This window comes from bacterium (assembly GCA_021372515.1).
In the GTDB taxonomy this organism is placed as follows: domain Bacteria; phylum Gemmatimonadota; class Glassbacteria; order GWA2-58-10; family GWA2-58-10; genus JAJFUG01.
In genome coordinates this window covers 1-8,831 of the sequence record JAJFUG010000009.1, presented here as the reverse complement: position 1 = coordinate 8,831, position 8,831 = coordinate 1, and the positions used below count along the sequence as shown (strand labels likewise).

Sequence of the window (8,831 nt, the reverse complement as noted above, 5' to 3'; positions counted from 1 at the left end):
TTTTGTCGGGGACACCCGCAACAACACGGGCGAGGACCGGGGCTACAAGATCCCCACCGGCTCGGGCCTGTTGGCGCGGTTCAGCACGGACGGCCGCGGGGTGGAATACCCGATCGTGGCCTCCTACAACGGGGCCGAGATCGGCAGCGTGTTCATCCGCCTGGTGGACAGCCCGTCCGGCAGCGGGAAGTGAGAGACGGCTTTCAAGTTTGTCGACAGTTTTATACGGTTTGGAAATTCCGGCGGATTGAACGCATAGAACTTTCAATTGAACGCTTTTTGCGTGCAGGCGACCCGATAATGGTTAAAAATTACCGCGAGCTGATCCAGCAGAAATGCAACGAACCGGCCAACCGTTTCGGGCCGGCTTTCTTCGAGCGTCATATCCTGCTCGTGGAACGTTTCGCCCTTCAGCTTGCCGGCAGCCTGGGCGCGGACCGGGACATCCTGCTGGCCGCGGTCTACCTGCACGACCTGGCCGCGGTGCTCGATTTCTCCTGTCTGGCCGCGCACGCCGAGCGCGGGGCGGAACTGGCCGGGGAGATACTGGAACGGGACGGCCACGGGCCGGACTGGATCGAGCGGGTGCAGGGAGCGATACGCACCCACTCCGCGCCGCTGGGCCTGAGCGAGGGAACCGCCGAGCAGGTCTGCCTGTCCAACGCGGACGGCCTGGCGCAAATGGCCGACCCGGTCTACTGGCTGTTCTACATCTTCAGCGTGCGTGGGTTCGACTACGCAGCCGGGCGGAAATGGTACAGCGAGCGGGTGGATTCGGTCAAGAGCAGGCTGATCCCGCAGGCGCGCAAGCTGGCCGCACCCTTCTACGAACTGGACCTGGAGCTGCTCAGGGAGCGCTGAGGCGTCAAACCCGCCCCAAGCCTCACTCACCGATTATTTTAATGATCACCCGCTTCCTGCGGCAGCCATCAAACTCGGCATAGTAGACCTGCTGCCAGGGGCCCACGTCCAGCTTGCCCGCCGTTACCGGCAGTATAACCTGGTGGTGGACCAGGATGCTTTTCAGATGGGCGTCCCCGTTGTCCTCGCCCGTGTTGTGGTGATTGTAGTCGGGCCCGCGCGGGGCCAGCCGCTCCAGCATCTCGTCGATATCCTGGATTATCCCGTCCTCCGCATCATTCACGTAGACGCCCGCAGTGATGTGCATCGCGCTCACCAGGGCCATCCCCTCGCGGATGCCGCTCTCGGCCAGAGCCGCCTCCACCTCGCCAGTGATGTTGGTGTACATCCGTCGTTTTTCGGTCTTGAACCAGAGGTATTTCACGTGTGATTTCATGACCCGTCTCCCGGGGCTGGCGGTTGTGTTCTATTTCCCGGCCCCACCCAGGGGCAGGGCGGCCAGGGTTTCGTACAGGGGTCCCTCCGGGCGAAGGGTGCTCTTTATTATCAGCACCTCGCGCGGTGTCCAGAGTGGCCATTGGGCGTATGAGGCCCGCTCCAGGGCCGCGCGGTCCAAGGGCTCGGGCAGCGGGTCTTTCAGGCGGGCCAGGGTCAGGTGCGCCTTGAACGGCTTGTCCGCCGCGCCGAACCCGGCCGCCGTGAGCGCATCTTCGAGGCCCGCGGCCAGGCTGGTCAGCTCCGGGCTTTCCCGCAACCCCAGCCAGACCACCCGCGGCTGGCGCGGTGAGCCGAACCAGCCCGCCCGGTCCACTCGCAGCACAGGCGGGGACGAGACGGCCGCGACCTCTTTCAACGCCTCTTTGAGGCGTGGCAGATCGGCCTCCGGGTCGATCTCACCCAGGAAACGCAGGGTGAGGTGGATGCTCTCGGGTCGAGCCCAGCTCACGCGTGGGAAAAGCGGGGTGAGAGCGCGGCAGAGTGCGGCAATCCCGGAGCGAATCTCTTTTGACGGTTCGAGGGCGATGAAGGTGCGCATAGGGCCTCCCGGTCAGGCGGTGTCTGACGGAGAATATACTGCCGCCCGGGCCGGCTGTCGACTGTTTTTGGCCCGGTCGTTCGGAGGTATTTGACAACGGCTGCGTCAAGCTCTTAGAATAAACGGTGACTGTTTGTGATTGAGTTTCATTCAAATCAAGGCTGATGCGGGCCGAGGGTGCACCGTATGACCGAGTATTCCACCGATAACACGTTCGACACCGCAGCCGGACCCGGGCTGGTGCTGATCCTGCGTCCGGTGCGCGGAATGGCGGAGCTGGTGGAGCGCGCAGGACAGTCCTCGACCCGCGAGTACACGGCCAAGGATTTCATCGACTTGCTGGAATATGTGGGTGCGTTGCTCTGGCTCTGCCCGGAGCGGCCCGAGTTTGCCGCTCCGGGTGAGCACTGGCGGGCGGAACTGCCCCAACATCAGCAGGACCCAACCCTTGAGCGGACCATTGTCAGGGGTGGACGGGACAGCCGGAATTTCGTGCTCCTCGTGCAGACAGGCACTGATAGCCAGGAGGACACTGCACGCTGGCGTGGGCTGCTGGTGAAAATCATCCGGAAATATTTCTGAACCGACTGCCCCTCTCAGACCTGCGCCGCGGGCAGCGGCTCGTGGGCCTTGTGGCCGTAGACCTCCTCGTAGGCCTTGCAGTAGGGACAGAGCCCCTCCTCCACGTGCTTGACCATCCAGAAAAGAATTCCACGCTGCTTGCGCCGGGCGCGGGAGCAAACCGGGCATTCCAGGCAGCGTTTCGCCATTTCCAGTTTCTTTTCATCCGGTGGGGTCATCGGGGCCTCGGGGAAAAGGATTGTTTGACAACCGGGAGAGGGGACCGCAGGGGAGAAAATAACCTTGTTTCAGGAACAGCTCAAGAGCGATTGGTACTTCCGGGAACAGCGACCGCCCCGCCTCCGCGCACACCGCCAGCGCTATCCCATCCTGATATTACTTGACCTGGAACGTGAGACAGCGATAAAATAACCAGTGACGTTATTCTATATACTGTAATGTTTTATCAAGTTTGGTGCTCAACCGCAACCGACAAACCCTCTCAGCGGTGACAACCGACCCGAGGACCATATCATATCCCACCGCCGCGGCCCGACCGGCCACCGGGAGCGAGCGGGCGACAAGGAGAAACGGATGTTGAAAAGATACGCATTCATCATGCTGCTGCTGATGACAGCCGGCCTGGCCACAACGCTTCAGGCTAAACAGGTGGGCGATTTCAACGGTGACGGGAAGATCGACCTGCAGGACGTGATCGCGTTCATGCTCCATCTGGCCGGCAGGAAAACGGTCCCGGAGATCGGGCAGGAATTGCAGAGCGGCACTCCGGTCTACTACCTGTACACGGATATCTACGGCAATGCCGAGTTCGAGTCGGACAACGACTATCCGCCCCCGGATAACCTGGACAACTCGAGTGACGACCTGATCGTGGTCAGCCTGCATTTCGCCGAGGACTTCCTGGGCGGCGCGGCCAACGGTGGGTTCGACAAGAACGACATTTACGGCTATTGCATAACCGAGGACACGATGGGCGACACGCCCAATTTCTATTTCCCGTTTGTCCCGAGCGGCTCCTACTGGGCCAGCGCCGAGCTGACAGTCAGCGACACCTGCTATTTCGTCAAGACAGATAAATTCTACCACTCCGGGGACACGGCCAATACGCGGATAGACCTGCGGCCGCAGCGTCTGGGCGTGGACCAGGGCTGTTTCGACCTGATCCTGAGCGCGGCGCGGGAGAAGCCGGTGGAGTACGTACAGACAGGCCTGCGCTGCTGGATCAACAAAAAAGTGTACGCAGCCCTTTTCAAACCGGTCCCTGAGGGGAAAGCCAAAGCATTCGAACTGCGGATGGCCCCGCAGCTTTCCACCCGCGGCCGCTGATTTCAGCACCCACGGAGCCCTCCGCTTTGCGCCTTTGGCCTCCCGGACATTCCGAAACTCCGGGAGGCCAAAGTGAGACAGCTTTACCTCTCAACCGGCTCTATCGATTCTCATAAACCCGGATTGATCCGCCACAAGCTGTCCGCCTACACGAGCCAGCCGATCAGGGTTGTACGATTTCCCACCACTGGACACTCACGCCCTCGGCCTGCCTGAGCGGGGTAAAAAGCAGCGTGTCCGGGAGGCTGTCCAACTCGAAGAGCGCCCCCTCGAATCGTTGGCTTGAAACAGAGCTCCAGCCATCCGGCCGGAGACTCCGCAGGACCTTACCCACGCTGTCGATATCAGCCGCTCCCTTCTGCATCCGCACCTCCAGCCGATACTGAGCTCCGGCCAGCGAGGTAGCCACGGCCAGCAGGAAAACAAATATCCATCGGGGCATATTCCCTCCTTAGTTCTGCGTAAGCGAATCGGCGTGCGACCAGTATTTGAACCCGTGCAAAATAAAATATGTCAGGCCAGCGTGCAGTTTAGGTAGCCCGTACAGCAGACGGTCCCGGCTGTACAGCCCCACGTAGGCATAGTCGAGCGCCGCACTGCTAAAGTGGCCGGTCAGGATAGAATCCTGCCCCGCGCCGGCATGCACCAGGGCCGTGGCAGCTCCATCGGGAGACCGGATCAGACTGACCGTAAAGATCGCCTTTGCCGCATAAGGGTATGAAACCGAATCCTGATGCACGCCGGCTGAATCGAGGAAAATTTTACCAGAGCGCGCCCGGACAGTCAGGCCGCCGGAGCAGCGCCCCGCGAGAATCGAGCTGTCGGTCTGGGCCACTCGGATTTTGAGCGGCCCCAGCGTATCCGGGGTTGAAAGCAGACTCGTGATATAGTCCCCCGAGACCATCGCCTGCACACCGGTCGAATCCTCCCGGTGTGGCACCAGACTGGAGTTCGCGGTCCCCTGCCACCAGTTCTTTCCCGTGAGCCACAGGCCGTTGGGCCTGGTGTTGGTCATATCCTTGCGGATGAGCTGGAAATTATCGACCACCACCGTATCCATCATTCCGCCGGCAGTCGCGCCCCAGATACCGAACAGGACCATCCTGACCGCCCCCCAGGACGGCGATCCGTATGCGCCAAAATCAGTCTTGCGCAGTTTTACATAGCTGAACCCGCTTACGAGCGTGCCTTTGGGAATGATATAATAATACACGTTGTTGCGTGATACATCGGCCAGACCGAGATAAATTCCACCCCCTGCGTTCAGATTGTCAATCCAGGCCTGTTTCATGTAGACGGAGGCGCAGATATAGTCAGTCGCCAGGCTTGTGTCTCCCGTGGCGAAATGGGTCAGATCGATGTTCGTCGTGAGGCTGTCGTAGCCCCCTCCATTGGTGTTATAAGCTGCCCAAAGCGCCAGAGTATCAGTCTGATAGTGCGCATAGTCCCGGCCCACATAGCCCCAAGCGCTCGCTCCACCCCAGGCGCCGGCGCCAAGATGCGCGTAATCGGACAAAGCAGTGATTTGCATGACATTGGCCTGCATGGCGCCGGTGAGTGAAAACATGCCCGGATATGAAATAAAACTAACGGACTCCCCGCTGGCGGTGCTCGATATAGTCACGCTGTCGGGTCGGGAAGGGCTGCCGTGCGGTGTGACAATGATATTGCTCCCGGCCCGGATAAAATCGCGGTCGGCCTTGCGCGCGGCCAGACTGTCCAGGAGCGCCCCGCCGACCAGAGGCCTCGAAACGCCCACATACTGGCCCGGCAGCCAGCCGGGCGCGAAAAGCAGCATCAATGGTAAAAGGTATCTTCCGATTCCCCGCATCACATCCTCCTCAATTCGTAAAGCGTTCCACCACTCTGACCCGCAGCACGCTCTGTCCGGAGCTGGCCGACGCGCCGGTCAAAAACAGGCTCAGCGCCTGGCGTAAATCCATCCCTGCCATAACGGGCAGAGTCCAGGCGCTCCTGGTGACATCCAGCAGGGCCAGGCTCAGGGCCGAGCCATCCGCCTGCCCCCCCAGGATGTTCCAGCGTACCTGCGCGCCCCCCGGGCCGGATGAAAGAAGGCCCAGCCGCAGGGAATGGTTTCCCGCTCCACCCGCAAGCAGGCTCAGGCGCACGCAGGCGCGGGTGGAGTCGCCGGTGACAAGCTCAGCGCCGGTAAAGAAAAAGCCGAAACAACTGTCTGCATGGTTGAACAAGGCCCCCCCTTTCAGCCGTCGCCCGGCTCAGGCCTGCATCTGGGCCCAGAACACGGCCTCGGCGGCCCAGCTCCAGACCAGCACGCGCAGACGGGTGTCCTGGGCCGGCTGGCAGCGCACCTGGGGGAAAAACATCTCGAGCTGGTAGGGCGTGCTGGGAGCCAGGTAGCGCAACACCCCGTCCAACTCCAGGCCGAACATGGCCTCCACCTCGCCCGCGGCACGGACCGCCGACAGGAACGAGACCCCATCGAACGTGTGGTCGAGCAGAAGCGAGCCCACGGCCAGCCGCACGTTCTGCCCGGAGGCGTGGGCCGCGGCCGGGGTGCCGCTCCGGGCCCGTGTCACCTGGCAGAGCGTGCCGTGCGTATCCACCCGGATATCCTCCTCGCCCACGGTTACGACATCGCCGTCGGCAAACACATCCTGCACCAGTTGCATCTGGGTCGCCCCCTGGGTCAGCCCCAGGGCCAGCGTGGTGGCGTTGGCCCGCACCAGATGTCCGCGCGGGCCGGTATCCGCTATGATCTGCATTCACATCCTCCCTTTCCCGGCGCCTTGGCGCCGCCCGTTCACTGCGCGGGGGTTTCGCTGAGCGTGGCGCTGATCCGGTGCACGAGGTCCTGCTTGATCGCCGCGGCCGTGCCGGCGGGCACACTCACCCGCCGCCAGAGCTTGAGCTTCTGGCCGCAGACCAGGCTCAGCGGTCCCAGCGGGGCGCTCCAGGCGCCATCCGGCGCACCGCCGGAATCGCGGCAGTAGCGGACCCAGCCGGACTCGTCCGGGCCCTGCGTGTCGAGGCAGCTCAGGCTGATCTGGCTGCAATCGTAGGCCAGACGCACCGGTGCGCCGGAGGCGTGGGCCGCGGCCGTGGTGCCATTGTGGCCGCGCACCACGGTCAGTGCGGTGCTGCCGTGGCCCGCGCTGATCAGCATCTTCTCGGAGCCGACCAGCAGCGCGTTGTAGGCTGTCCCGGCGAAACGCGGCGCAGCCAGGCTGAGCTGCGTGGTCTCGGCATCCTCCACCGCCGCGGCCAGGGTGGTCTGTTCCACGGCCAGCCAGAGAGGAGCCTCGGCCACCTGGCCCGCGCCGCCGTCCAGCGAGTCCTCCTCATCCGGGTTGGAGAAATTCCCCTCCAGGCTGATCATCTGTTCCAGCAGCGCATCCTTGTAAAGTCGCAGTACACTCATCACTCGGCCCCCGTGTCGTTGAGAAGTCCCCTGATTTCATCGATTTTCTGCTGGCAGGCGCTCGCCTCCAGGGCGAACGCCCCGCGCTCCTGGCGCAGGGCGCGGATTCTGTTGCTCAGCTCCTGGGTCGCGGCCGTGATTTCGGCCTCCTTGTCCTGGTACGCGGTCACGGCGCGCTGTTTCTGCTCGGTCAGGGCCGCGATACGGGCCAGGATCGTTTCACGCGATACATCCGACATTTCAGTCTCCTCAATCCGGTGAAAAAGTGTAAACAGTCCCATATTGGCCCCCGACTTTGACTTTTAGTTTGTGATGGGTCTCATCCCATGATATCCGTCCCCGGGTCGCCAATTCCCCTGTATATCCTTCCATAGGACTACCCGCAAAATCGGGCAGCAAAATCGTTCCATCCGCTCCTGGGTCCCAATACCAACCACATAGAGCGCTACCGTAATTACCGCCGTAGCCGAGGACATCCTCGGCGTAGAGGCTCAGAATTCCCAGACCCCAGTTCTCATCGCCAGTCACCCACATGTTGATATGGGGTACACCGTTGAGCAGCATCCTGAGCTGCGGCGATCCACCATCTGAAGATATCTCGATCCGGTCGCCCGCATCCGCAGTCGCAACAGATTTGAGGATGCCGTATATCTCGCAGTCAGAGCTGAACACGGTGTCCCCGTCCAGGGTGATCCGCCGCCCGGCGATGTCCACACTCTCGGGCGAGAGGTTGATCGCGCTGACCACCCCGTTGCGGCTGACCTTGAGCGTGATATCGGCCTGGTTGACCGCGACCTGGGCCAGGGTCTGGTTGACCACGCCCGAAAGGAAAGTGGTCCCGGCGAGCTTCATCTTGCCGTAGCCGGTCTCCTGGCTGACCGGCGAGGCGTTGCCGCTGAAATCGTAGGCCGTGACCCGGAATTTCCAGTTCTTCTCCAGGCCCTCATCCGGGCTGGAATGGACATACTGCGTGTCGCACCAGTGCGGCTCCAGCACCTGCCAGAGTCCGCTCTCCTGTGGCAGGCCCTCGATCTTCCAGTGGCTGAAATCCGGGCAGGGCCCCCCCGCGATGGAGGGCGGGCTGATCGTGAGCTCGATATGCCCGGTGTGCTCGATGAGGCCGAGGACAGGACGGTCCGGGGCGGTGCTGTCGCCGCTCAGGGTGACAGTGAGTGTTTCGCTCCAGAGGCCCGGCGTCGAATTGAGCCCGATGGCCCGGGCGCGGTAGCGGTACTGGCGGCCCGGCTTGAAAGCTACGTCGCGGTTCTCGTAGATCAGGGCCGCCGCGGCGGTCTCGCCGGCTGCGACCTGGCAGTCGGGGAGGCGCTCCCAGGCGGTCCAGGTTGCGCCGCCCGAGCCGTTGTCGCTCGCGCGCTGGATTTCGTAGCGCCCCACCAGGTCCGCCTCGCCCGCGGGCGCACCCAGGCGCAGCGAGATCGAGTAGCCGTGGTAGGGGCCGGTGTCGACCCAACTCACCAGGGGGTAGACCCCGCTGCCGGATTCCCAGGCCGGTGCGCCCGGCACGTGCGTGGAGGGCATCAGGCGGCGGAATGCCTGCACCTTGGGCGCGGACCACGCGCCCTCCTGGCCGTAGCTGTCCACCGAGCTGAGCGCGAAAGCCCGCAC

14 protein-coding genes are annotated in these 8,831 nt (G+C 62.9%); 4 read left to right on the top strand and 10 right to left on the bottom strand.

All coding sequences use genetic code 11. The features are described 5' to 3' along the window. Positions 1-193: hypothetical protein (locus tag LLH00_00695; protein ID MCE5269785.1), on the top strand; the 193-nt coding region annotated here is incomplete at its 5' end. 107 nt (positions 194-300) lie between these two features. After that, positions 301-861, top strand: coding sequence for an HD domain-containing protein (locus LLH00_00690; GenBank protein MCE5269784.1), 561 nt, complete (start codon positions 301-303; stop codon positions 859-861). Positions 862-883: 22 nt separating this feature from the next. On the opposite strand, the gene LLH00_00685 is transcribed toward LLH00_00690, so the two are convergent. Together LLH00_00685 and thpR are read right to left on the bottom strand one after the other, a co-directional pair. Next, positions 884-1,297: a secondary thiamine-phosphate synthase enzyme YjbQ gene (locus tag LLH00_00685; GenBank protein MCE5269783.1), complete on the bottom strand. Its 414-nt coding sequence runs from the start codon at positions 1,295-1,297 to the stop codon at positions 884-886. 30 nt (positions 1,298-1,327) lie between these two features. Beyond that, the gene (gene thpR, locus LLH00_00680) at positions 1,328-1,897 is read right to left on the bottom strand and encodes an RNA 2',3'-cyclic phosphodiesterase (GenBank protein ID MCE5269782.1); all 570 of its coding nucleotides are present in this window, start codon (positions 1,895-1,897) and stop codon (positions 1,328-1,330) included. Between the two features lie 186 nt (positions 1,898-2,083). On the opposite strand from thpR, the gene LLH00_00675 reads away from it, so the two are divergent. After that, the gene (locus LLH00_00675; protein ID MCE5269781.1) at positions 2,084-2,479 is read left to right on the top strand and encodes a hypothetical protein; all 396 of its coding nucleotides are present in this window, start codon (positions 2,084-2,086) and stop codon (positions 2,477-2,479) included. 14 nt (positions 2,480-2,493) lie between these two features. On the opposite strand, the gene LLH00_00670 is transcribed toward LLH00_00675, so the two are convergent. Then, complete coding sequence (locus tag LLH00_00670) at positions 2,494-2,697, bottom strand: hypothetical protein (GenBank protein ID MCE5269780.1); 204 nt, start codon at positions 2,695-2,697, stop codon at positions 2,494-2,496. A 355-nt stretch (positions 2,698-3,052) separates the two neighbouring features. Here LLH00_00670 and LLH00_00665 point away from each other — a divergent pair, with 355 nt between their 5' ends. Then, a complete protein-coding gene (locus LLH00_00665) occupies positions 3,053-3,805 on the top strand; it encodes a hypothetical protein (protein ID MCE5269779.1) in 753 nt (250 codons plus the stop codon). A gap of 163 nt (positions 3,806-3,968) precedes the next feature. Here LLH00_00665 and LLH00_00660 read toward each other — a convergent pair whose 3' ends face one another. From LLH00_00660 to LLH00_00630, 7 genes are all read right to left on the bottom strand, one after another. Next, positions 3,969-4,247, bottom strand: a complete 279-nt coding sequence (locus tag LLH00_00660) for a hypothetical protein (protein ID MCE5269778.1) — start codon at positions 4,245-4,247, stop codon at positions 3,969-3,971. A 9-nt stretch (positions 4,248-4,256) separates the two neighbouring features. Next, positions 4,257-5,636 carry a hypothetical protein gene (locus LLH00_00655; GenBank protein ID MCE5269777.1) on the bottom strand — a complete coding sequence of 460 codons (1,380 nt, stop codon included), beginning with the start codon at positions 5,634-5,636 and terminating at the stop codon, positions 4,257-4,259. A 10-nt stretch (positions 5,637-5,646) separates the two neighbouring features. Then, positions 5,647-6,015 (bottom strand): hypothetical protein, encoded by a 369-nt coding sequence (locus LLH00_00650; protein ID MCE5269776.1) that lies wholly within the window; start codon positions 6,013-6,015, stop codon positions 5,647-5,649. Positions 6,016-6,042: 27 nt separating this feature from the next. Beyond that, positions 6,043-6,549, bottom strand: a complete 507-nt coding sequence (locus LLH00_00645) for a hypothetical protein (protein ID MCE5269775.1) — start codon at positions 6,547-6,549, stop codon at positions 6,043-6,045. Between the two features lie 38 nt (positions 6,550-6,587). Next, a complete protein-coding gene (locus tag LLH00_00640) occupies positions 6,588-7,205 on the bottom strand; it encodes a hypothetical protein (protein MCE5269774.1) in 618 nt (205 codons plus the stop codon). Further along, positions 7,205-7,444 carry a hypothetical protein gene (locus LLH00_00635; GenBank protein MCE5269773.1) on the bottom strand — a complete coding sequence of 80 codons (240 nt, stop codon included), beginning with the start codon at positions 7,442-7,444 and terminating at the stop codon, positions 7,205-7,207. Before LLH00_00635 ends, LLH00_00640 begins: the two co-directional genes overlap by 1 nt. A gap of 10 nt (positions 7,445-7,454) precedes the next feature. Beyond that, the coding region (locus LLH00_00630; protein ID MCE5269772.1) for a gp58-like family protein at positions 7,455-8,831 on the bottom strand (1,377 nt) is incomplete at its 5' end.

Excerpts from the sequence above, each read along its gene's own strand:
- LLH00_00690 (MCE5269784.1), top strand. The coding sequence starts at position 301 with ATGGTTAAAAATTACCGCGAGCTGATCCAGCAGAAATGCAACGAACCG.
- LLH00_00685 (MCE5269783.1), bottom strand. The coding sequence starts at position 1,297 with ATGAAATCACACGTGAAATACCTCTGGTTCAAGACCGAAAAACGACGG.
- thpR (MCE5269782.1), bottom strand. The coding sequence starts at position 1,897 with ATGCGCACCTTCATCGCCCTCGAACCGTCAAAAGAGATTCGCTCCGGG.
- LLH00_00675 (MCE5269781.1), top strand. The coding sequence starts at position 2,084 with ATGACCGAGTATTCCACCGATAACACGTTCGACACCGCAGCCGGACCC.
- LLH00_00670 (MCE5269780.1), bottom strand. The coding sequence starts at position 2,697 with ATGACCCCACCGGATGAAAAGAAACTGGAAATGGCGAAACGCTGCCTG.
- LLH00_00665 (MCE5269779.1), top strand. The coding sequence starts at position 3,053 with ATGTTGAAAAGATACGCATTCATCATGCTGCTGCTGATGACAGCCGGC.
- LLH00_00660 (MCE5269778.1), bottom strand. The coding sequence starts at position 4,247 with ATGCCCCGATGGATATTTGTTTTCCTGCTGGCCGTGGCTACCTCGCTG.
- LLH00_00655 (MCE5269777.1), bottom strand. The coding sequence starts at position 5,636 with ATGCGGGGAATCGGAAGATACCTTTTACCATTGATGCTGCTTTTCGCG.
- LLH00_00645 (MCE5269775.1), bottom strand. The coding sequence starts at position 6,549 with ATGCAGATCATAGCGGATACCGGCCCGCGCGGACATCTGGTGCGGGCC.
- LLH00_00640 (MCE5269774.1), bottom strand. The coding sequence starts at position 7,205 with ATGAGTGTACTGCGACTTTACAAGGATGCGCTGCTGGAACAGATGATC.
- LLH00_00635 (MCE5269773.1), bottom strand. The coding sequence starts at position 7,444 with ATGTCGGATGTATCGCGTGAAACGATCCTGGCCCGTATCGCGGCCCTG.